The organism is Microbacterium aurugineum (genome assembly GCF_023101205.1).
In the GTDB taxonomy this organism is placed as follows: Bacteria; Actinomycetota; Actinomycetes; order Actinomycetales; family Microbacteriaceae; genus Microbacterium; species Microbacterium aurugineum.
This window is the reverse complement of the sequence record NZ_CP078078.1, coordinates 3,326,761-3,349,521: the sequence shown is the minus strand read 5'-3', so window position 1 is coordinate 3,349,521 and position 22,761 is coordinate 3,326,761. Positions and strand designations below refer to the sequence as shown.

The window sequence follows — 22,761 nt, the reverse complement described above, 5'->3', positions numbered from 1 at the left end:
GCCGACGCCCACCCGCAGATGAAGGAGATCTCTTGATCTGAAGGACTCAAGGGTTCTGAAGGGCCTTCGAAGCAAGAGATCTCCTTCATCTGGTGCGGGGCCAGAGGGTCCGTCAGAGGGGGAGCACGATCGACGCGATCAAGCCACCGCCCTTACGTGCACGCAGACGTACGTCGCCCGAGTGGGTCTTCGCGATGCTCTGCACGATCGCGAGGCCCAAGCCGGTACCGTCGGGGCCGGCGGATGTGCGACTCGCGTCACCCCGGTAGAAGGGTTCGGTGAGCACGGCCAGCGTGGCCGGCGCGATCGGAGCGCCGGTGCTCTCGACGTCGATCACCGCGCGCCCGCGCTCACGTCGGCAGCGCACCCACACCTCGCCCCCGGGGACGTTGTGGCGGATGCCGTTCTCGAGGAGGTTGCGCACGGCGCGGGCGAGCAGCATCGGATCGCCTTCGACCGTGAGCGCGCGGAGGTTCGTGTGCACGACGATCCCCTGGGCGTCCGACTCCTCGACCTGATCCTCGATGAGTTCGCTGAGTTCGACCGGCTCGACCTCATCCAGGCCGGTGCGCGACCGGGCGAGTGCCAGCAGCGCGGTGATGAGTCGTTCGCTCTGCTCGGTGGCTCGCAGGGCGCGCTGCACGTTGGCTTGCAGTTCCGCCGGCACGGCACCCTGCTCGAGGGGGATCTCCAGGGCAGTCCTGGTCGTGGTCAGCGGAGTGCGCAGTTCATGGGAGGCGTTCGCCACGAACCGGTCCTGCGCGGTGAACGCCGATTGCAGCCGATCGAGCATCCCGTCGATCGTGTCGCCCAGCTCCTTGATCTCATCGTCGGGCCCAGGGAGGTCGAGCCGTCGTCCGAGGTCGCGCTCGGAGATGTCGCGGGCCGCGGCCGTGACCTCGCCGATACGGTCCAGCGAGCGACGAGCGAGCCAGAACGCGATCGCGGCCGCGACCCCGGTGAAGCCGACGAGTACCACGACGGACCACAGCAGCAGCCCGCCGCCGACCTCGTCCGCGAGGAACGTCGACTGCTGCAGCACAGCACCCTCGACCGAATCGAGTGACGCCGGCTCCATCGGGGTGGTCATCGGGAAGGCCGTGACGTCGGCCGTCGTCGCGAAGTACGTGCACCCGGTACTCGTGGCCCCATAGACGGGTGTGCTGCCCTCGGTCGCGCTCGTCGCTTGCGAGAGTTGCGTGATCGACAGTGCCGGCACGCAGCTCGCCGCGGTGGTGTCGATGGCGGAGGCGAAGAGCTGTTGCACCACCAGGTACTGCACGGCGAGCAGGGCTGCGCCCGCCGCGACGAAGACACCGGCGATGATGATCACCAGCCGGGTCCGGAAGCTCATGCGTCTCATATCGTCCCCACTCGGTAGCCGTGTCCTGCCGCGGACTGGATGAGAGCCGGCGATCCGAGTTTGCGGCGCAGCGTGTGCACCACGATCTTGACCACGCCGCGCGTGCGTTCGAGCGGCTCGTCCCATACCTCGTTGAGCAGATCGTCGGCGCTGACGTATCCCCCTTCCGCGGCGAGCAACGTCTCGAGCACTCCGAATTCCTTGAGCGTGAGGCGGATCGGTGTCCCGTCGCGTTCCACGACGCGCCGCACGACGTCGAGGCGGACGCCGGCGAACTCCCACACCGCGTTCAACCGGGTGGGCTGCGCACGGCGGCCGAGCGCGCGGAGTCTGGCCAACAGCTCGACATAGGCGAAGGGCTTGGCGAGGTAGTCGTCGGCACCGAGGTCGAGACCCTCGACGCGGTCGTTGAGGGTTCCCGCCGCGGTGAGCATGAGGATGCGGGCGGGATACTCCTGCCCCACGAGCGTGCGACACACGGCATCGCCGCTCAGCACGGGCAGGTCGCGGTCGAGGACGATCACGTCCACATCGCTCCCCGCGGCGGCGGTCAGGGCGCTCGCGCCGTCGCGTGCGACATCGACCAGGTATCCCTCCCGGCGCAGGCCATCGGCGAGCGCGTCGGCCAGATCGACCTCGTCTTCCACCAGCAGCAATCGCATCGCGCCTCCCTCCTCCGAGGGTGCGTTCTCCGCGGTTAGTTTCCGGTTAGGTGCCGTCATACCGACAGCAAACCATCGTCTCCGTAGAACGGACTGCACGTCGTGGATGAGCTGCGACCGCGAGAAAGGAAATGTCATGTTCGATTCGAAAGCACACCGTTCCATGGTGGTGATGCCCGCTGTCATCGCGCTCTTCGCGCTCTCTGCATGCAGCGCCCCGTCCGGGGATGACAAGTCGAAAGACGGCGCCAACGATGCGGCGGCTGCCCGGTTCGTGACGTGCCTCACCGATGAGGGCCAGACGGCGAAGATCGTCGACGCGGGGCAGGTCGCCCTCCTGATGCCGGAAGCTCCCGGCGACGGCGGCCTGGGCGCATTGAGCGACAGCACTGCGACGATGGGCGGCGGCGAGGAGGTGGCGATGACCACGATCGTCGCGGATGAGGACGGCATGTGGCTTGCCGCAACGGCCGCCTCGGGATACCCGGAGGAGGGGCAGCGGGCCGCGTGGGAGAAGTGCGAGGAGGAGGTTCCCGAGTTCGCACAGCGCGAGCCCGACATGTCGGGGGCCGACGACGCGCAGAGGATCTCTCCGGAGGATCTCATCGAGTCCGGGCTCGCGTTCGCCGCGTGCGCCAGGGACAACGGCTTCGCTGCCTTCGCGGATCCCGACGCCGACGGCATGCTCGAAATGCCGGTCGGGATCACGGAAGACGAGGCGCGCACCCTCCTCGAGGCGTGCGCGGAGAAGACCGGCGAGATGCCGCCGATGTTCACGCCCGAGAGCATCGAATCCGTCGACTTCGACTGGTTCGCCCTGATGAACGAGTACTTCGAAGGCGGCTTCATGGCGGCGACCACGCTGCCGTCCGGGGGCGACGAATGAGCCGGCGGCTGACGAAGGTGCTCGTACCCGTGGGGCTGTTGCTCGTGGCTGCCGCGGTGACCCTGGCGGTGCTGCAGCCGTGGAGCTCCGTGGCCGAGACGCCTCAGGACGACGACAAGCCGGTGACGGCCAACGCGGAGCTCACCACCCTCACCTCTGACCTCAGGCTCAACGGGACCCTGAGCTACGGCACCTCCATCGCTCTGCCCGGTCGCGGGGGCACCATCACGCGGCTCCCGGCGGCGGGCGACGTGATCGAAGCCGGGCAGTCGATCTACGAGGTCGACGGCAAGCCGGTGATCGCGATGCGCGGTGACCGTCCCTTCTGGCGTGATCTCGGCCCTGGTGTGGAGAACGGGCCCGACGTGCGTCAGCTCGAGCAGGCGCTCGCCGACCTCGGCTTCGGCAAGGACATGACAGTGGACGACGAGTTCACCAGGATCACCGCGGCAAACGTGAAGGCGTGGCAGAAGTCGCTCGGCGTGGCCCAGGACGGTGTTGTGAAGCTGGGCGATGTCGTCGCGATCACCGCCGCGTCGGTGCGTGTCGAGTCGGTCACAGGGAAGCTCGGTGATCCTGCGGCGGCCAGCCCGCTCACGTATACGAGCACGAGCCTGCGCGTGGTGGCCACACTCACCGAGGCCCAGGCGCGCGAGATCCTGCCGGCGACGCCGGTGACCGTGATCCTTCCGGACGGCACCGAGGTCCCCGCGACGGTGGCCGCCGTCGATCCCGGCGGCCAACCGACCGGCAAAGAGGGCGAGACCACCCCGGCCATCGCGAACATCGAGCTCGAGGACCCCGCCGTCGCCGAGGGCATCGGCCTGCGTGCCGTCAAGGTCGTGTTCGCGACCTCCGAGGTGAAGGACGCACTCGTCGTTCCTGTCACCGCGCTCGTGGCGACGACCGACGGCGGCTACGCGGTCGACGTGCTGCGCAAGGGCGGCAAGGTCGAACGTGTCTCGGTGGAGGTCGGACTGATCGCCGACACCCGAGTGCAGGTGGTCGGTGGAGACCTTGTCGCCGGTGACGCCGTGGTGGTGGCGCAATGACGCCCAATACCGTCGTCGAACTTGTCGAGGTGATCAAGGAATACCCCGGCAACCCGCCGCTGCGCGTTCTGCACGGCATGAGTCTCGCGATCGAGAGCGGCGAGCTGGTGGCCGTCGTCGGCGCATCAGGATCGGGGAAGAGCACGATGCTCTCGATCATGGGGACGCTCGACGACCCCACCAGCGGTACCGTGCTGATCGACGGGACGGCTGCTGCCCGGCTCGCCGAACACGAGCGTGCAGCTCTGCGCGCTCGCCGCATCGGCTTCGTGTTCCAGCAGTTCTTCCTTCTGCCGGCGCTCAGTGCGGTCGACAACGTGGCGCTCGGACTCTTGTACTCAGGGGTTCCCTCGGCGGAGCGCATGGTGCGGGCCGCGGCTGCGTTGGAGCGGGTCGGCCTCGGTTCGCGCATGAGGCACCGACCCGGTCAGCTGTCCGGAGGAGAGCAGCAGCGCGTCGCCATCGCGAGGGCGATCGTCGGGAACCCGTCAGTGCTGTTCGCCGACGAGCCGACCGGCGCGCTCGACTCGAACACGGGCGAGCACATCCTCGAGCTGCTCACATCGATCGCCGACTCCGGCACGGCGGTCGTGATCATCACGCACGACCCGAACATCGCCGAGCGCACGCAACGACAGGTCAGAATCAACGACGGACGCATCGTGGGCGACACGGGCTCGCCGGAGAGGGAAGAGGTCGCAGCATGAGGCGCACCCGCGAGAGGATGCCGCGGCTCAGCGCTGCGGACAGCATCCGCACGGCACTCATCGGACCCCGCAGCCGCAAGATGCGCACGGCCCTGTCGGCGCTCGGCGTTGCCGTGGGCATCGCGGCACTCACCGCCATCACCGGCATCGCCGCCTCCAACCAGGCCGAGCTGCTGGCCAAGCTCGACGCGCTGGGGGCCAACATGATCGTGGTGCAGCCGGGGTACGGACCGGACAACAAGCCGGTCGCTCTGCCCGAGACGGCCGCCGGGATGATCGAGCGGGTGACGGGCGTCGAACAGGTGGGCGTGCTCGAGAAGGTGCCGGACGGTACCGGCGTGTACCGCAACGACCTCGTGCCGAAGAGCCAGGGCAATGGGCTGACCGCGTATGCGGCGAGTCCCGACTTCCTGTCGTCAGTGGAAGGCTCGGTCGCGAAGGGATCGTGGTTCGACGAGACCGACCGCTCGCTGCCGGTGACAGTGCTCGGGTCTGCGGCAGCCGCACGCATGGGCATCACGGAACCGGGTGTGCGGGTGTGGATCGGGGAGCAGTGGTACACGGTGATCGGGATACTCGATTCGGCCGGCCTCGCCGAGTCGATCGATGCGAGCGCGTTCCTCGGCGACCATTGGGCGGCCGAGCATGTGTCGGCGGACGGGGACGACACCATTGCGTCGATCTATGTGCGCATGGCCGACGGCGGCACGGGCGAGAAGGTTCGCGAGGCGATCGGTCGCGCCGCGAATCCGTCCTCCCCGTATGTGCAGGTGACCGGACTCGGCGAGCTCGCCGGGGCGCGGGACACCGCGGATGACTCTCTGTCCGGCCTCGCGGTCGGTCTCGCGGCGATCGCTCTGTTGGTCGGAGGGATCGGCATCGCGAACACCATGGTGGTGGCGGTGCTGGAGCGGCGCGGCGAGATCGGACTCCGGCGGGCGCTCGGCGCTCGTTCGGGGCAGATCGCGGGTCAGTTCGTGGCGGAGGCGATCGTGCTGGGCGGCCTGGGAGGCATCGCCGGGGCGCTGTGCGGGGCACTCGGTGTCTTCGCCTACGCCACGATCCAAGGCCAGGCGGTGACGATCCCCGTGGTCGTGTTGGTCGGTGGGCCGGTGGTGGCGCTGGTGGTCGGCGTGATCGCAGGGCTGTATCCGGCGATCAGCGCCGCGCGGCTCTCGCCCACCTCGGCGTTGCGCACGGTCTGAGCGCACCGAAGTCTGCTCCGCCCGACGCCCACACGCAGATGAAGGAGATCTCTTGATCTGAAGGACTCAGGGGTTCTGAGGGGCCTTCGAATCAAGAGATCTCCTTCATCTGGTGCGGGGCCAGATCGGGGAGAAGATCAGCTGACCTTCTTCCGGTAGGAGATGATCGCGAACACGTAGGCGACCACGAGGATGCCGACGCACCAGGCGAGGGCGACCCAGATGTCGTTGCCGACGGGCTGCTCGGCGAACAGCGCCTGGATGGTGTTGACGATCGAGGTGACCGGCTGGTTCTCGGCGAACCACTGCACCGGTGCCGGCATGGTGTCGGTTGGGACGAAGGCCGAGCTGATGAACGGGAGGAAGATCAGCGGGTACGAGAACGCGCTCGCCCCGTCGACCGTCTTGGCGTTCAGGCCCGCGATGATGGCGAGCCAGGTGAGCGCCAGGGTGAACAGCATCAGGATGCCGATGACGGCGAGCCATGCCCAGAAGCTCGCCCCGGTGCGGAAGCCCATCACGAATCCGACGCCGAAGATGATCGCCAGGGTGATCGCGTTCGCGGTCAGTGAGGTGAGCACGTGCGCCCACAGCACACTCGACCGGGCGATCGGCATGGAGTGGAAGCGCTCGAAGATCCCGCTCTGCATGTCGGTGAAGAGCCGGAATGCGGTGTAGGCGATCCCCGAGGCGATCGCGATGAGCAGGATGCCGGGGAGCAGGTAGTTCACGTAGTTCTCGGCGCCGGTGCTGGCCTGGAGCGCGCCGCCGAAGACGTACACGAACAGCAGCATCAGGGCGATCGGGGTGACCGCCGTGGTGATGATGGTGTCGGGACTGCGGAAGATGTGCCGCATGGAGCGGCCGGTGAGAGTCGCCGTGTCGGCGGTGAAGTGCATGGTCATGCTGCGTCCTCCTTCTGCGTGGACGAGGGGCCGATGAGGGTGAGGAAGATCTCCTCGAGGGTGGGCTGCTTCTCGACGTACTCGACCTTCGCGGCCGGCAGCAGGCGCTTCAGCCCGGCGAGGGTGTCGTTCGCGATGATGCGGCCCTCGTGCAGGATCGCGATGCGGTCGGCCAGTTGCTCCGCCTCATCGAGGTACTGCGTGGTCAGGAGCACGGTGGTGCCGGTGTTCGCGAGCTCCTTGACCACGTCCCACACCTCGATGCGGGCTTCGGGGTCGAGTCCGGTGGTCGGTTCGTCGAGGTAGATGACCTCGGGGTGCCCGACCAGGCTCATCGCGATGTCGAGCCGGCGACGCATGCCGCCCGAGTAGGTGGCGACCTTGCGGTTGCCGGCATCCGTCAGGCGGAAGGTCGCCAGCAGATCGTCGGCGACCGTCCCGGGGTCGGGCAGATGCCGCAGCTTCGCGACCAGCACCAGGTTCTCGCGTCCGGTGAGGATCTCGTCGACGGCGGCGAACTGTCCGGTGAGGCTGATGCGCTCCCGGACGCCGACCGGGTTCGCGGCCACGTCGATACCCTGCACGGTCGCCGTTCCGGCATCCGCCTTCAGCAGGGTGGAGAGGACACGCACCATCGTGGTCTTGCCGGCGCCGTTCGAGCCGAGGAGGGCGAAGATGCTGCCCTTCTCGACCTCGAAGTCGACCCCGCGCAGGACATGCAGATCCTTGTAGGACTTCTCGATACCGCGTACCGAGATGGCGGCGTTCGTCATGACTCGTTCTCCTTCTTCCTCGCGTCGTCGAACGCCTTGATGAGGCGCGCGCGCTCCTTGTCGATCCACTGGGTGCCGCCGTAGGCGCGGGCATACTCCTCGGCGTACTCGACGGGGTCGTCGCCCACGATCGCGCTGACGGGGGTGCCGTCGATGGCAGCGCGCTCCCACAGGTCCGCGAGGTCGAGGAACATGGTGACGATGGTGTCGCCGTCGGTGATGCCGCCGTAGTACAGGTAGTACCGGTACTGGGCGTTCGCCACCTCGCGGTACGGCGAGGGGAGGGCGTCGATGCGGGCCTTGGCCTGCTTGTACTGCTTCTTCTGCTCGAGCGATCCGGTGAGCGCTTCGATCCACTTCGCGGCCATGATCAGTTCTCCTCGTTCGTGTTGTTCAGTCGTTCGATGTGCGTGCGGAGGAAGTCCCAGGTCTTCCAGAACTCCCCGAGCTCCTGGCGGCCCTGCGCGTTCAGGGTGTACACCTTGCGGGGCGGCCCCTTCTCGCTCGGGACCTTCTCGACGTCGACGAGCTTCTTCTGCTCGATGCGCACCAGGAGTGCGTAGATCGTGCCCTCGGCGATGTCGGTGAACCCGTGGTCGCGGATGCGGGTCGTGATCTCGTATCCGTAGGCCGGCTGCTCGGCGAGGAGCGCCAGAACGATGCCCTCCAGAGTGCCCTTGAGCATCTCGGTCATCTGCTTGCCCATCAGGTCCTCCCTTCCTCTCTCGGTACTCAGTGTTGCTGGGTACCGGTACAAAGTAACACTGAGTACCGGTACTTAGCAACACCGAATACCGGGATCTTCCGAGAAGTTTCCTGAGGGTTTCCTGGCGCGCGAAAACGAGGGCTCGCCGAACGGCGGCGCGGAGTCCCGCTGCTACGGGAACAGGCGGCGGAGCAGCGGAAGATCGTCGTCGCTCAACGCCTGGGTGATCACGGCTGCGGTCTCCGGGTGCATGTCCTTCTCGAGGCGCTTCCAGAGCCACCGGGCGGCACCCAGATCTGCCGTGGCGACAGCGGTCGAGAACGCCGCCACGCCGTCGTAGTAGGGGATGGTGGAGGAGCCGGGCTCGGCGTTGTACGGCCCGTAGATGTCGACGAACGGAAGCGTCGGATCTGGGCGCAGGTAGAGGGTGTCGCCCGGGCTGATCGGCTCGTTGCCGCGCACGTGGTTGAAGCTGGAGACCGTGACGTAGTCGACGCAGAATCGCTCGCCGATCGCGATGAGGCTGTCGCCGGCCTGCACCTCGTAGGAGAAGATCTCGCCGGCCGCATCCAGCGTGACGGGTCCGCTCGCCAGCTCCGACGCGCCCATCTCGACGAGCTCGCCCAGGAGCTTGGCGTGCATCGGAGAGCCGTCGTCCCGGTAGATGTTGATGAACGCGTTGGTGGTGCAGTCACCGGGACCACCGGCGGGAACGCTGATGCCGTCGCCCAGGTCGACGAGTCCGCCCTGCTCGGTCTTCTCCGCGCGACTCGTCGGGGCTGTGGAAGGCTCGGCGGCGAAGCGCTCCGACACCCACGAGCCCGCGTCGACGACAGCCGGCGCGGCGCCGATCACGGCGGGAGCCGCTACGGCGACCAACCCCGCGATGGCGACGACGACGACCGCGGTCGTGATCTTGGTGGTGCGCTGCATCCCGACAGCATGGCATCCCTCCCCGCCGGGACGCGAGAGCCCGTGCGGAGGGAGCATGCCGTGCGTGGGGTGAAAAGACGGGGTGAATTCTCCGGGATCGGCCGGAGCGGTCGTCGGGGGGCGGGCAGTCTGGCGGATGGCCCGAGCCGAGTTCGCCATGCCTGAATGGTGCTCGGCGGTCGCCTGAGGGGGCGGGGGTTTCCGTGTGCGAACGCGCACCGGGGAAGCGATGAATGGGGAGTCTGTCATGGGGTTTCGTGTTGCCCGCAAGGACCACACAGCCGATGGCCTTCCGTCCGAGCGGCACAGCCGCTGGCGGGGCCGCGCGAAGAAGCTGATCGGAGGCGCCCTGAGCACGGCGCTGGTCGCCTCGTCGATGGTGTTCATCGGAGGCACGCTCACGGCGGCTCCCGCGATCGCGGCTGACCCGTTCCTCTGCACGCCGGGCGCCGTGTACGTGCAGAGCACGACCGAGGTGCGCGAGTTCATCGTGGACGAGCAGGGCGGCACACCGGGAAACGGCGGCACACTCGGCTCCACCACCCTCGGCGTCGACCACTCCAACAATGCCCTCGGCATCTCCTCCAGCGGCCGCTACGCCTACACGGTCACCAATGCGGCCGGATCCAAGGTGCTGGCCAAGCATGACCGCGTGACCGACTCCACGAGCCGCACCACGTTCACGCTCAACTCCTCCGTGCTCCGAGGTGCCGTCCACCCGGTGACCGGCGTCTACTACTTCGCCAGCGGTACCGTCAGCGGTGCCATCAACCTCTACGCCTGGAACGAGAGCGTCACTCCGCAGGCCTACGTGCAGGTCGGCACGCTCCGCCCCACCGCCGGCAGCAGCGCGTTCGGCGCCAACGGCGACATGGCCTTCAGCGCCTCGGGCCAGCTCGTGCTCGTGGCCGACAATGTCATCTACTCGTCTGACCTTCCCACCTCGCTCGCGCCGAGCACCGCGACCATCGAGGCCAAGCAGGTCCACAACATGGGCGACGGGGTGCAGGGCAACGGCATCGCGTTCGGAAACCTCGGCCACATCTTCGTGTCGGTCTCCGGAGGCGGAAACCGCATCATCGAGGTCGACCTCCCCCGCGGCGTGACCGTCAACACCACCTCGATCGGAACCTTCGGGCCGACCGACATGGCCAGCTGCACCTTCCCGAACACCCTCACGCTGAAGAAGGACCTCCCCGAGGGGCGTCACGCCGCCACCGACCAGTTCGCCCTGCGTGTGCAGTCGCCGGCCGGCTATCAGGTCGCGCAGACGGACGCGACCACCCGCGGTGAGGCCACGGGGCTGCAGCCGGACTACGCCGGACCGGTGTTCACCAACCAGGGCGACACCTTCCGCCTCTCCGAGTCCGCATCCGGAACCACGGACAGCACCCGGTACGCCGAATCGCTCGACTGCGTGCAGGTCGAATCCGACGGCTCCACGTCTCCGGTCGCCGTGACCGCAGACGGCAGCGTCGTCCAGCCCGCCGGTGCGCTCGGCACCGACGTCACCTGCACGTTCACGAACGTACGTCTCGCACCCGACCTGGCGCTGCGCAAGACCTCCGACCCGGCCAACGGTGTCGCCGTGCAGGCGGGTCAGCGCATCACGTACACCGTCGAGGCGGAGAACACGGGCAACACGCTCCTCGACCCCGTCCGCGTGAGCGACGACCTGTCCGGCGTGCTCGCGTTCGCCGAGTACCAGGGAGACGTCGCCACGGAGCTCGACGGCTCCCCCGTCGCATCCGGCGCCGCAACCATCACCGGTGACGACCTCGCCTGGACCGGCGCGCTCGAGCCCGGTCAGGTGCTCACCATCACGTATTCGGTGATCGTTGACGCCGATGTCGAAGGAGAGCGGATCGCCAACAGCGTCACCGCCTCCGGCACCCCTCCCGGCGGCTTGCCCCCGGTCGATCCTCCCGCGGTCACGACCGAGCACCCCGTGGCGGGCTACACCGTCGCCAAGAGCTCCAGCCCCGCTGCCGGCACCGTCGTGGAGCCGGGGCAGACCATCGAGTACACGGTGACCGGCACCAACACCGGTGCCACGGTGCTGAACCCGGCCTCCCTCTCCGACGACCTGTCGGCCGTGTTCGCACACGCCGCCTACAACTCCGACGTCGCCACCGAGATCGACGGCTCCCCCGTCGCATCCGGCGCCGCAACCATCACCGGTGACGACCTCGCCTGGACCGGCACGCTCCAGCCCGGACAGACCGTGACGATCACGTACTCCGTGACCGTGGAAGCCGACACCTCGGGTGAGATCCTGAAGAACACCGTCAGCGGCACCGCGACGCCAACGACTCCGGACCCGAGTGACCCCGACGGACCGCAGGTGCCGGGCGAACCCATCGTCCCGCCCACGGTCACCACCGAGCACCCGGTGATCGGTTCGGGCTTCACGATCAGCAAGTCCGCCGACCCCGCCTCGGGCACCGCCGTCTCGGCCGGCGACACCGTGACCTACACGATCACCGGAACCAACACGGGTGACACCGACCTCGATCCGGCCCGGATCGTCGACGACCTGTCGGGTGTGCTCGATGACGCCGGCTACAACGACGACGTGACCGCCGACCGCGGCTCCGTCACCGTCAGCGGCGACACGCTCACCTGGACGGGCGATGTGCCCCGCGGCGAGTCCGTCACCATCCGCTACTCGGTGACCATCGATGCCGGAGTCCAGAAGGCGCTGCTGAACAACGTCGCCAGTGGCACGGCCACACCGCGGATCCCGGTCGACCCGGCCGACCCCGACGGTCCCACGACCCCGGGGACCCCGATCGTCCCGCCGCCCGCGGAGACGAACCACCCGGTCGTCGACACCGGCCTCGAGGTGACGAAGTCCGCGGACCCCGTCTCCGGCACCGCCGTGCGCGCGGGCGACACGATCACGTACACGATCTCCGGCGTCAACACGGGTAACGCGACCCTCGACCCCGCGTCCATCGTCGACGACCTGTCCGCCGTGCTCGCCCACGCTCAGTACGGCGGCGACGCGAGCGCATCGACCGGAGCCGTCGAGCTCGACGGCACGACGCTCACCTGGACCGGGGCACTCGCTCCCGGCGCCAGGGTCGACATCACCTACACGGTGACGGTCGACGCCGACGCGACCGGCGTGCTGCTGCGCAACACCGTCACGGGCGAGGGGACCCCCCTCATCCCGGCCGACCCGACCGACCCGGACAGCCCCACCACGCCCGGTACCCCGGTCACGACGCCGCCGTCGACGACGGAGCACCCGGTCGCCACCCCCGGCTTCACGGTCGCGAAGTCCGCCGACCCCGCATCGGGGACGCGTGTCGATCCCGGCAGCGTGATCACCTACACCGTCACGGGCACGAACACGGGTGACACCGTGCTCGACCCTGCATCGATCGCCGATGATCTGCGCGGCGCGCTTGCTCATGCCTCGTACAACGACGACGTGACCGCCACCCGCGGCGACGTCAGCGTGGTGGACGCCGCCCTCGACTGGAGCGGTGTGCTGCTCCCGGGCCAGGACGTCGTCATCACCTATTCCGTGACGGTCGACCCGACCGCCGGGGGTGAGACGATCGCGAACACGGCCACGGGCACGGCGACGCCACTCATCCCGACGGACCCGAGCGACCCGGACAGCCCCACCACGCCGGGCACGCCGATCACGCCGCCGCCGGCGACGACGGAGCACCCGGTCAACGAGCCCGGCTTCACCTTCGCCAAGACCGCCGACCCGGCGGCGGGCACGGCCGTGGATCCCGGTGATGTGCTCACCTACACGTTGACGGCCGTCAACACCGGTCAGACGGGGCTCGACCCGGTCGAGATCACGGACGACCTCTCGAAGGTGCTGCCGTACGCCTCGTACAACGACGACGCTGTGGCCGTGATCGGCGGTCTGCCCGCCGGCGCGGTGACGGTCGACGGCGCGGAGCTCGACTGGTCCGGTGCGCTCGCCGTCGGTCAGACCGTCATCATCACGTACTCGGTGACGGTCGGCCCCGAGGGCGTCGGATCCGTGCTCGAGAACAGCGCGAGCGCGACGGCGACCCCGCCCGGAGGGTCCGTCATCACCCCGCCGCCCGGCACCACGACGAACGCCGTGAACGTCCCCGGATTCTCGGTGTCGAAGAGCGCCGACCCGGTGGCGGGCACGACGGTCGACCCCGGCAGTGTCATCACCTACACGGTGACCGGCGTGAACACCGGTGAGACGGCCCTCGATCCGGTCGCGATTGTGGACGACCTCTCCGGCGTCCTCGCCCACGCCGACTACAACGACGACGCGGCCGCCCTGATCGGCACGACCGCCTCGACCGCCCCGGTGGTCTCCGGCGACAGCCTGTCGTGGACGGGAGCCCTGCAGGTCGGCGAGACTGTCACGATCACGTACTCCGTGACCGTGCAGGCGGACGCCGGGGGAGCGATCCTCGAGAACTCGGCTGCGGGATCGGCGACCCCGCCCGGCGGTGTGCCTCCGATCGAGACGCCGCCGGCGACGACGGAGCACCCGGTCAACGAGCCCGGCTTCGAGCTCCGCAAGTCGGCAGACCCCGCGTCGGGAACCCGCGTCGACCCCGGCAGCGTCATCACCTACACGGTGACCGGCGTGAACACCGGAGAGACCGCGCTGGCGCCGGTGAGCATCAGCGACGACCTCTCGGACGTCCTCGCCCACGCCGTCTACAACGACGACGCCACGGCGACCGTGATCGACGGATCCGCGCCCGCTCCGGTCGTGGACGGTGACGAGCTCACCTGGTCGGGCGCGCTCGCGGTCGGTCAGCGCGTCACCATCACGTACTCGGTGACCGTGAACGGCGACGCAGGTGGTGCGACGATCGCGAACACGGTCGCGGGAACCGCCACCCCGCCGGGTGGTGGGGAGCTCACGCCGCCTCCGGTGACGACCGAGAACCCGGTCGGTACCCCGGGCTTCACCTTCGTCAAGACGGCCGATCCCGGTTCGGAGAAGGCCGTGGCCGCGGGAAGCGTGGTCACCTACCGGCTCGTCGGCACCAACACGGGGGAGACCGGGCTGGATGACGTCGTCATCACGGATGACCTCTCCGGCGTGCTGCGGCATGCCGACCTCCGACCCGGTGCGACCGCCGTCGTGGGTGACCGCGCGGTGGCGGCTCCCGCGGTGGACGGGAACCAGCTGCGCTGGAGCGGCAGCCTCGCCCAGGGAGAGAGCATCACCATCACGTACTCCGTGATCGTGCACGCTGACGCGGCAGGCGCGAAGCTGCACAACGTGGCTGTGGGGACGGCCACTCCTCCCGGCGGTGAGACGATCACGCCGCCGACGAGTTCGACCGATAACCCGGTGCTGACGCCGCTCGCGCTCACCGGCGGAATCCTGGCCCCGTGGGTGCTGGCTCTGGCGATCGCTCTGCTGCTCGGCGGTGCCGTGCTGCTGATCGTGCGCCGACGCCGCTCGCAGGCCTGACGCTCGTCGGGAAGGCCCCGTCCGTCGTGATGCGACGGGCGGGGCCTTCGGCGTGTGCAGTCGGCGGGTGGTTGGCGCCGGCGCTCAGTCGGGCAGGAGGCCGTGACGGGCCGCCTGCTCCAACGCCTCGGAGCGATTGCCGGCGTCGAGCTTGCGGTAGATGCTGCGGAGCTGGGTCTTGAGGGTGTTCTGCGAGACGCGCAGCTCAGCGGCGATCGTCGGCAGCGGCGCACCGGACGTCAGCGTGCGCAGCACCACCTGCTCACGGGGGGTCAGGCGGGGGCGGCTCTCGAAGGACGGCAGAGCGGATCGCCGGGGGAAGGTGGCGCGACCGGTCGGATCGAGGTCGGCGCGGACCGCACCGAAGTCTTCCGCGCCCAGGAGCACGAGCGGAGTGGTGAGGCCGCGGTCCGCGAGCTGCGCGCTCAACGTCGCGCTCGACGGCTGCGCGGCGGCCGGGGACACCCGGCGCAGAGCGGCGCTGTGCACCGCCAGCGCTTCGGCGCGTTCTCGGGCCGTGGAGGGACGCAGGCGGGTCTGTCCCAGGAGTCGGACCACGTCAGCGGCCGCGCCGTCGATGAGAGCCAGACGTGCTCGCTTCACGACGGTGCCGAAACGATCGGACCCGGCATCGCGCTGGACGATGCTCTTCGCGGTGCCGACGTCGCCGAGGGCGAGGTGCAGCAGCACCCGCGGCCGGGAGAGCGCGTGGCGCACGTGGGCGGCGCTCGCCTCCCTCCCTCGGAGGCGCGCGAAAGACTCGAGGCGCTCCAGGCCCCCTGCTGCATCTCCCTCGTGCAGGGCGATCCACGCCTCCACGGAGGCCATCGTCGTCCAGTGCTCGCTCGTCGCTCGGTATGGCTCGAAGAAGCGGATGTGCTGCTTCGCCGCCGGGAGGTCGCCGTCCTCCACCGCGAGCATCGCGCCGGCGATCCGGTAGAACGTGCTCTGGTAGCTGTCCAGGAGCTCCGGGTCCCACTCGCCGTCGCGCACGAGGGAGAAGTAGTGCCGCGCTTCGGGCAGGTCGCCGTTCAGGGCGTGGACACCCGCGAGGAGGCAGATGCCGTGGAAGCCGTTCGTGCTCCCGTGCGCCGCGGCGAGCGCCGTGGCCTGTTCCCAAACCTCGATGGCTTCGTCCAGCTGTCCGCCGTAGTACAGGGAGATGCCGATGTGCGTGCACATGAGTGGCACATCGCGGGCGTACTGCTGCCATCGCGATTCCGGTGTCTCCTGGAACAGCGCCAGGGCTCGCGCGGCCATCTGGGCGGCCGGCTCCGGCCGCCCGATGGCACGCAGGGAGGCGCTCTCCGCCGCCCAGATGAAGATCCGCTCCGTGGCTGACAGGGTGGGCCGACGGGAGTTCGCCGCAGCCACCGCCATGCGCAGCAGCTGGAGCCCCCGCTGGCGTCGGAGCCTGCTGGGTTTGAGGCTCATCCCCAGCAGCATGGCCACGAGCGGCTCCTGCTTGAGTCGTGCCACAGGGACGTCGGCGAGCAGCTCCGCGACCGCGCGCCGATCGCGGTGGAGCAGGCGGTTCCACCCGGACATCGTGACGTGTTTCGCGAGCCGTAGATCGTCGTCCTCCAGGGCGAGTCGCAGCCCTTCGAGGGGCAGATCGCGACGTATCGCTCCCTCGGCTGCGATGCGTCGGAGGTGCGCGACTTCGCCGGGGAAGGATCGGCGCAGCTCACGGCGCAGCATGCCGCGTGTGAGCGGTGTGAGGGTGAACGTGCAGCCGCCGTCGCCGGTCCAGCGGCCGAAGCCGAACGTCTCGGCCTGGTCGAGCGCCTTCGCGATGTCGGGGTCGCGCGTGAGCGCCACGGCCAGGGGCAGGTCCACCGAGTCGGTCACGCTGATCCGCAGCAGCCCCTGCAACGCCTGCGGGGAGAATCCGCACTCGGCGAGCCGGTCCTGCAGATAGTCCTCGATCACGGTGTTCGCAGCGCGAAGCGACTCGGTGTCCGTTCCGGCCCCGCGCAGCACGAGGGCACGGATGAGCGCGGGGAAGCCCGCGGTCACCTCCCGGATCTCGCCGGCCATGTCGTCATCGACCCCGAGCGCGCGAGAGATCTCCTCGGTGTCGAACATGAGGTCCGACGGCGCGATGACCTTCGTGTCGATCACGAGATCCAGACCCTCGGTGTCGAAGGGGCTGGGGCGATTGGTGGCGACGATCAGCCGCGTCCGCGGGGTGGTGGCGATGGCGCGGCACAGGGCGAGCACGCCTTCGCGGTCCACGGGGGCCGCGTCGTCGAGTACCACGACCAGAGGACCTTCCGCGTGGCGCAGGCGCGAGGTCACGGCAGGCCATCCATCCTCCGCCAGGTCGTGTGCGACGTCTGTGCGCGGCAGAGCTCGAAGCAGAGCGCGGGCGAGCGCAGCGCTGGGCGCGGTGGCGGGCGAGGCCGTGATCCAGACCACGCGCGATGCGGTGGCGGACGCCCACTCCACGAGGGCGGTCGTCTTGCCCGACCCGGACGCGGCACGGATGAGCGTCAGAGGTGTGTCGGTCTCGAGTGTGGCGGTTAGCCGCGGCCGACTGATCGCGTGCGCCGATACTCGCGGTACATGTCCATCCCCCTGCGCGACAAATGCCGACACCCCAACCTCCCCAGGTCCCCGCCTCTACGATATTCCGAAATATCGGTTGGGCAAGCTCCCGGGGACGGTGTCGGCCGCTCGGGTGGAAGTCAGCCCATCAGGAACGAGAGCGATACCCCGACGACGATCGCGACACCCACGTAGATGAGGTTCGGCAGCTGGAATGAGTGGTCGAAGACGAACTTGCCCATCTTCGTCGTGCCGGTCTGGTCGAACGCCACGGTGGCCACCTGGCTGCCGTTCGCCGGCAGCGTGTAGATCCCCATGGTCGACGGCCACAGCCCCACCAGTAGAGGTGCCGGAAGCCCGATCGTGATACCGATCGGCACGATCGCGTTGGTCGCGCTCGATTGGCTCGTGGTGAGCATGGCGACCGCGAAGAGTGCCATCGCGAAGAGCAGCGCGCCGAGGAAGGCCGACGATCCGGAGACCACCGATCCGAGCCCGTCGACGATGAGGGTCTGGTTCGCCGCCACGAACGTGTTGGCGAGCCAGGCGATACCGAACAGGGCGATGGCCCCCACGATGCCGGCGGGGAAGGTCGGCTGCTTGGGGACGTCGGCGGCCTTGACCTTGCAGAACACGAAGATCAGGGCGGCGATGATGCCCATCGTGACCTCGATGATGACGGTCACACTGAGTCGGACGGGATCGCCGGCATCGTCGGTCCCGATCACCGGACGCAGATTCTCGAACAGCCCGAAGAACACGATCACCGCGACGCCTGCGAGGAACAGGGAGGCCGAGAGCACGGCCGTCGGCGGGAGCTTGTGCTCGTGCGCGTCCACCGCCGGGGGCTTGATCTGGTGGTCGGCCAGGCGTCGCTGGAACTCCGGGTCGTCGTCGAGGTCCTTGCCATGACGCATCATCACGAGCGCGGCGACGAAGAGCCCGGCGATGGAGGCCGGCCACATGATGAGCAGCAGTCCTCCGAGATCCACGCCCTGCGGCGCGAGCAGGACCACCATCGATGCGGTCGCGGCCGAGACGGGCGAGCACAGGATGCCGACTTGCGAGGCGACGGCCGAGACCGAGAGGGCGCGTTCGGGGCGGATCTTCTGCTGGTAGGAGACATCGTAGATCACGGGCAACAGCGGGTAGAAGATGTTGCCCGTGCCGGCCCCGACGGTGAAGAGGAACGACATGGCCGGGGCGAGGAACACGACCGACTTCGGTTTGCGCCGGATCACTCTGGCCGCGACGGACACCATCCAGTCGATACCTCCGGCGGCTTGCATGGTGGAGGCGGCAGTGATCACGGTGATGACGATGAAGACCGCGTCGACCGGGGCGTTGCCCGGCGCTTCGCCGAACACGAAGATGAGGACGGCGACGCCCACCAGCCCCCAGACGCCGAGACCGATCCCGCTGGTGCGCGTGCCCATGTAGATCGCACCGACGACGATGATCAGCTGTGCGAGGAGGATCCACACGTTGTCGTTCATGACGACGGCCCCTTCGTGATCGGAGCGGACCCGGTGAGCACGGTCGTCGGCAGTTCGGTCTCGACGATCTTCCCGTCGATCGCCTCGACCCGCAGGGCGAGCGCGTCCTCGACAGGACTGATGGCGGTGACGAACTCGGAGTTCTCGAAGTGCAGCGACTGAAGGTTGCCGACGGCATAGCCCGTGGAGAGCTCCCCGCTGAGGAGGGAGGCGTGAAAGAGAGGGCGCCGCTGATCCTCGGCGTCGTAGTGCGGGCAGAAGCTGCCGTTCAGGAACCCGAGTCCCTCGGGGAGCACCTGGAGGGTCGGGCCGTAGCTGTCGGTCGTGCCGCCCTCGAACCAGCAGATTCCTCCGGCGCTGCCTCCCGTGAACACGACGTTCGAGTCGGGGTCCTCCCACATCTCACACAGGATCGTGTCGAGGCCCTGGCGCTTCCAGACATCGAGCATGTTCGCCGTGTTGCCGCCGCCGACGTGGATCACGTCGAACCCTTTCACGAAACCGGCCAGGTCGTCGACCGCGCGATGGAAGAGCGGGAGATGGTGCGGTGCGCACCGGTCCGCGTCGTAGGTGGAATAGAAGCTCAGGATGTAGGCGGCGTCGTCGCCGGTCGCGGTGCCGACGAAGAGGACCCGGGGTCGCTCCTTGCCGGTGAGCCCGAGGATGTAGTCGTGCGTCGGGTCGTTCCGCCGCTCCATCATGGCCTTACCGGCCCCAGTAGCCACCACGTGAGACATCGGCCGCCCTCCGACTAGATCGTGCCGCCACCATAGAGGGGTGGCACCCGCGGCGTCCAGAGGGTCTTCACCCCGGGCGGAGGAACGTATATCGGTACATCACCCGCCGCCCTCGGGTAGTGGATAACGTGTTACCCGGTGACCGGGGTTCACCCCCTCGCCCCGGTCACCGAGTGGCTTGTCGATCCGGAGCAGTGCATTGCTCGGCGAGCCGCGCACGCAGAGCAGCGGCGACGTCGTGATCCGCGGTGCCTAACCGTGGAGGCGTGCGGCGACGACCACGCCCTCGAGCAGTGCCACCGTCCGACTCCGTGCGCCCGCCGGGTGAAGACCGAGCGCCGTCGTGAGCTCGAGGGCGAGCGCGGCGTGCCCGGCGGCGTTCGGGTGGAAGGGATCGTTCATCAGGCCCCACGGCACCTCGCCGTCTCCCAGCGCGGCGAAGCGGGCGAACTGATCCACGAGGATGACGTCGTCGTCCGCGGCGACCCGACGCACCGCTGCGGCGAACTCGCCGATCCGCGCGCGCTCCGGGGCGTTGGCGACATCGATCGCGGGCGGCGTCTGCAGCACCGGGACGGCGCCGAGTCCGCGCACGCGGACGACGAAGTCGTGCAGGGACGAGGCATACTCCTCCGGGGAGACCTCGGTGCGCTCGCCGCCGGTCGCGGCATCGTTCGTGCCGATCATGAGCGTGACGACATCGGGCCGCCAGGACTCGACGCGGCGGTCCCAGTCGTCGAGGATGTCGCTGATGCGGTGCCCGCTGATCGCTGTGTTCACGACCACGTCGCGCACGCGCTCGCGCTCGCCCCGGATGATCTCGTGCAGGTGCTCGGGGTAGCTGCGGACCCCCTGCGTGTGGACCAAGCCGTGGGTGATGGAATCGCCCGTGATCACCCAGTTCAGCGGTTCGGCGCCGACAAGTGCATCGGCGAGGCGGCGGAGGTCGGCGGTGGCGGATTCGGCGTTCGGCACGGCATAGAGCCTATCGGCGCGGTCATCCTCACCGCGCTTCTGCGTGTGGGACGACCGCCCACGGGCGCTGCGGATGCGAAAGACTGAAGGCATGACCTCTTCTGCGCTCGACACCCTCCTCGCCCGCATCGTCGAGAGCGGCGTGATCGATGAACCGGTCGCCGAGAACGGCCTGGTGTACGGGAGAGCGAGCATCGACGCGGCAGGCACGGTGGTGAAGGTCAACGTCGATCCCGAGTTCGACGGCGACCACGACGACGAGATCGACCAGGAGGCGTTGATCGCTGCGATCTCGCGCATCCTGTCGGTCAGCGAGTCCCGGTGGCGGGCCGTGGTCGACGAGGTGGCGACCGAGATCGACGATGCGGTCGACGATGAGCCGGTCGTCGAGCAGATCGATCTGCGTGATGACCTCGAGGCCACGTCGGTCGTGGTGTTCGCCGACGCCGTGCTGCTCGCCTTCCTCGCGCCGAAGCAGTTCCCCGATGCGCGGATTCTCGTGCAGTTGGATGAGGATCTCGAGGTCGACGGCATCGAGGTCCGAGAAGACCTGCTCGACCACGCATGACCACGCGCATCGAGGACTATGCCCTGCTGAGCAACTGCCGCACGGCGGCGCTCGTCTCGCGCGCAGGAAGCATCGATTGGCTGTGTCTGCCGCGGCTCGACTCGGCGTCGACGTTCGCGGCCATGCTCGGAGACGAGTCCCACGGTCGCTGGCTGCTGCATCCGACAGACCCCGGGGCCGTGAGCACCCGGCGATACGACGAAGACACCTTCGTGCTCGTGACCCGGTGGGAGAGCGGGGACGCGGTCGCCGAAGTGCACGACTTCATGCCGATCGGCCTCGACCCCGATGCCGCCATCCGCCGTAGCGACCTCATCCGCAGGGTCGTCGGGGTGCGCGGCTCGATGCGCTTCGAGCAGCGGCTGAGCATCCGCTTCGACTACGCCAGGGTGATGCCGTGGGTGCGTCAGGTCGGTTCGCGCGATGCCCCGTGTCTGGTCGCGATGGGCGGTCCCGATGCCGTGGCCGTGCGTGGTGCCGCTCTGGAGCCGATCGACCATCAGCATCGTGGCGAGCTGACGGTGACCGCCGGTGAGACGCGCGACCTCCACCTGACCTGGTTCCCGTCGCACCTCGACCTCCCTCCCACCCTCGACGGCGAGAAGGAACTCGGCGCGACGAAGCAGTGGTGGCAGGACTGGGCCGACCGGATCTCGCACGACGGTCCGCACCGCGACGAGGTGGTCAGGTCGCTGCTGATCCTGCGGGCGCTGACCAATCATGAGACGGGCGGCATCGCAGCCGCGGCGACGATGGCACTGCCCGAGGAGATCGGAGGCAGGCGCAACTGGGACTATCGCTACGTCTGGCTGCGTGATGCCGCTCTGACCCTCGAGGCCCTGTGCGCGCACGGCTTCCTCGGCGTGGCAGGCCAGTGGCGGGAGTGGCTGCTGCGGGCGGTCGCCGGTGATCCCGCCGATCTGCAGATCATGTACGGCCCGGCGGGGGAGCGAGATCTTCCGGAGCGTGCTCTGCCGCACCTGCCCGGGTACGAGGCGTCCACGCCCGTGCGAATCGGCAACGGCGCAGCCGACCAGTATCAGGCGGATGTCGTCGGCGAAGTCGTGGTGACGCTGTCGGCCGCGCGGGCGGCGGGACTCACCGAGTCGGGCTTCTCCTGGCCGCTGGAGCGCGAGTTGCTGCGGTTCGCCTCCGAGCAGATCGAGCGTCCGGATCAGGGCCTGTGGGAGATCCGCGGTGAACCTCGGTACTTCACCCACTCGCGGGTGATGATGTGGGCGGCGTTCGACCGGGCGGTGCGCGCGGTCGAGGAGCACGGCTTCGACGGCCCCGTCGAGCGGTGGCGTGGGCTGCGCCATCGGATGCGCGAGGAGATCGATCGCGACGGCGTCGTCGACGGCCACTTCGTGCAGCACTACGAGACGACCGAGGTCGACGCCTCGCTCCTGCTCCTTCCGCAGGTGGGCTACTGTCGGCCGGACGACCCGCGGATGCGGGCGACGGTCGCACGGATCGAGCAGACCCTGATGGCGGGCGGGCTGGTGCGGCGGTACCGCACGGCGACGGGGGTGGACGGCCTCGCCGGGACGGAGGGAGCCTTCCTCGCGTGCTCGTTCTGGCTGGTCGAGCAGTACGCCATGACCGGACGGCGCGCCGAGGCGCAGGCACTCATGGAGAGGCTGTGCGCACTGGCGAACGACGTGGGGATGCTGTCGGAGGAGTACGACCCGGTGGTGGGGCGGCAGCTCGGCAACACCCCGCAGGCCTTCTCGCACCTTGCGCTCGTGCGGGCTGCCGATGCCCTGTCGCGGACGGAACCGCGGACGCGCTGACCTT

The 22,761-nt window shown here is 68.9% G+C and carries 18 protein-coding genes; 7 read left to right on the top strand and 11 right to left on the bottom strand.

The features are described from left to right. Positions 1 to 112: 112 nt before the first annotated feature. On the bottom strand, positions 113 to 1,354 hold the full coding sequence (locus tag KV397_RS16060) for a sensor histidine kinase (RefSeq protein ID WP_261811735.1): 1,242 nt from the start codon (positions 1,352 to 1,354) through the stop codon (positions 113 to 115). Between the two features lie 5 nt (positions 1,355 to 1,359). Further along, complete coding sequence (locus KV397_RS16055) at positions 1,360 to 2,025, bottom strand: response regulator transcription factor (protein WP_261811734.1); 666 nt, start codon at positions 2,023 to 2,025, stop codon at positions 1,360 to 1,362. 136 nt (positions 2,026 to 2,161) lie between these two features. On the opposite strand from KV397_RS16055, the gene KV397_RS16050 reads away from it, so the two are divergent. Genes KV397_RS16050 through KV397_RS16035 form a run of 4 tightly spaced genes read left to right on the top strand, consistent with a single transcriptional unit; the run spans position 2,162 to position 5,875 of the window. Further along, positions 2,162 to 2,911, top strand: a complete 750-nt coding sequence (locus KV397_RS16050) for a hypothetical protein (RefSeq protein ID WP_261811733.1) — start codon at positions 2,162 to 2,164, stop codon at positions 2,909 to 2,911. Next, complete coding sequence (locus KV397_RS16045) at positions 2,908 to 3,963, top strand: peptidoglycan-binding protein (RefSeq protein ID WP_261811732.1); 1,056 nt, start codon at positions 2,908 to 2,910, stop codon at positions 3,961 to 3,963. Before KV397_RS16050 ends, KV397_RS16045 begins: the two co-directional genes overlap by 4 nt. Further along, on the top strand, positions 3,960 to 4,670 hold the full coding sequence (locus tag KV397_RS16040) for an ABC transporter ATP-binding protein (protein WP_261811731.1): 711 nt from the start codon (positions 3,960 to 3,962) through the stop codon (positions 4,668 to 4,670). Before KV397_RS16045 ends, KV397_RS16040 begins: the two co-directional genes overlap by 4 nt. Beyond that, on the top strand, positions 4,667 to 5,875 hold the full coding sequence (locus KV397_RS16035; protein ID WP_134352671.1) for an ABC transporter permease: 1,209 nt from the start codon (positions 4,667 to 4,669) through the stop codon (positions 5,873 to 5,875). Before KV397_RS16040 ends, KV397_RS16035 begins: the two co-directional genes overlap by 4 nt. 137 nt (positions 5,876 to 6,012) lie before the next feature. On the opposite strand, the gene KV397_RS16030 is transcribed toward KV397_RS16035, so the two are convergent. The 5 genes from KV397_RS16030 to KV397_RS16010 form a co-directional block, all read right to left on the bottom strand. Next, a complete protein-coding gene (locus KV397_RS16030; RefSeq protein WP_261811730.1) occupies positions 6,013 to 6,780 on the bottom strand; it encodes an ABC transporter permease in 768 nt (255 codons plus the stop codon). Continuing rightward, complete coding sequence (locus tag KV397_RS16025) at positions 6,777 to 7,553, bottom strand: ABC transporter ATP-binding protein (protein WP_261811729.1); 777 nt, start codon at positions 7,551 to 7,553, stop codon at positions 6,777 to 6,779. Before KV397_RS16025 ends, KV397_RS16030 begins: the two co-directional genes overlap by 4 nt. Continuing rightward, entirely contained in the window at positions 7,550 to 7,921 is a 372-nt protein-coding gene (locus KV397_RS16020) for a DUF1048 domain-containing protein (protein WP_153243303.1), read from the bottom strand. The genes KV397_RS16025 and KV397_RS16020 overlap by 4 nt, the downstream gene beginning before the upstream one ends. Before the next feature lie 2 nt (positions 7,922 to 7,923). Next, complete coding sequence (locus KV397_RS16015) at positions 7,924 to 8,259, bottom strand: PadR family transcriptional regulator (protein ID WP_131492835.1); 336 nt, start codon at positions 8,257 to 8,259, stop codon at positions 7,924 to 7,926. A gap of 171 nt (positions 8,260 to 8,430) precedes the next feature. Continuing rightward, positions 8,431 to 9,192 (bottom strand): LysM peptidoglycan-binding domain-containing protein, encoded by a 762-nt coding sequence (locus KV397_RS16010; RefSeq protein WP_261811728.1) that lies wholly within the window; start codon positions 9,190 to 9,192, stop codon positions 8,431 to 8,433. A 247-nt stretch (positions 9,193 to 9,439) separates the two neighbouring features. Here KV397_RS16010 and KV397_RS16005 point away from each other — a divergent pair, with 247 nt between their 5' ends. Continuing rightward, positions 9,440 to 14,638: a beta strand repeat-containing protein gene (locus KV397_RS16005; protein ID WP_261811727.1), complete on the top strand. Its 5,199-nt coding sequence runs from the start codon at positions 9,440 to 9,442 to the stop codon at positions 14,636 to 14,638. 84 nt (positions 14,639 to 14,722) lie between these two features. On the opposite strand, the gene KV397_RS16000 is transcribed toward KV397_RS16005, so the two are convergent. The 4 genes from KV397_RS16000 to KV397_RS15985 all read right to left on the bottom strand — a co-directional run bounded on the left by KV397_RS16000 (position 14,723) and on the right by KV397_RS15985 (position 20,489). Then, the gene (locus KV397_RS16000) at positions 14,723 to 17,239 is read right to left on the bottom strand and encodes a LuxR C-terminal-related transcriptional regulator (protein WP_261811726.1); all 2,517 of its coding nucleotides are present in this window, start codon (positions 17,237 to 17,239) and stop codon (positions 14,723 to 14,725) included. Between the two features lie 89 nt (positions 17,240 to 17,328). Next, positions 17,329 to 18,684, bottom strand: coding sequence for an anaerobic C4-dicarboxylate transporter family protein (locus KV397_RS15995; RefSeq protein ID WP_248539378.1), 1,356 nt, complete (start codon positions 18,682 to 18,684; stop codon positions 17,329 to 17,331). Then, on the bottom strand, positions 18,681 to 19,421 hold the full coding sequence (locus tag KV397_RS15990) for a Type 1 glutamine amidotransferase-like domain-containing protein (RefSeq protein WP_261811725.1): 741 nt from the start codon (positions 19,419 to 19,421) through the stop codon (positions 18,681 to 18,683). Before KV397_RS15990 ends, KV397_RS15995 begins: the two co-directional genes overlap by 4 nt. Before the next feature lie 252 nt (positions 19,422 to 19,673). Then, positions 19,674 to 20,489, bottom strand: a complete 816-nt coding sequence (locus KV397_RS15985) for an SGNH/GDSL hydrolase family protein (RefSeq protein WP_153243309.1) — start codon at positions 20,487 to 20,489, stop codon at positions 19,674 to 19,676. Here KV397_RS15985 and KV397_RS15980 point away from each other — a divergent pair. Next, positions 20,488 to 20,964: a cytochrome C5 gene (locus KV397_RS15980; RefSeq protein ID WP_131492822.1), complete on the top strand. Its 477-nt coding sequence runs from the start codon at positions 20,488 to 20,490 to the stop codon at positions 20,962 to 20,964. The genes KV397_RS15985 and KV397_RS15980 overlap by 2 nt on opposite strands. Then, positions 20,961 to 22,757 (top strand): glycoside hydrolase family 15 protein, encoded by a 1,797-nt coding sequence (locus KV397_RS15975; protein WP_261811724.1) that lies wholly within the window; start codon positions 20,961 to 20,963, stop codon positions 22,755 to 22,757. The genes KV397_RS15980 and KV397_RS15975 overlap by 4 nt, the downstream gene beginning before the upstream one ends. Positions 22,758 to 22,761: the final 4 nt, after the last annotated feature.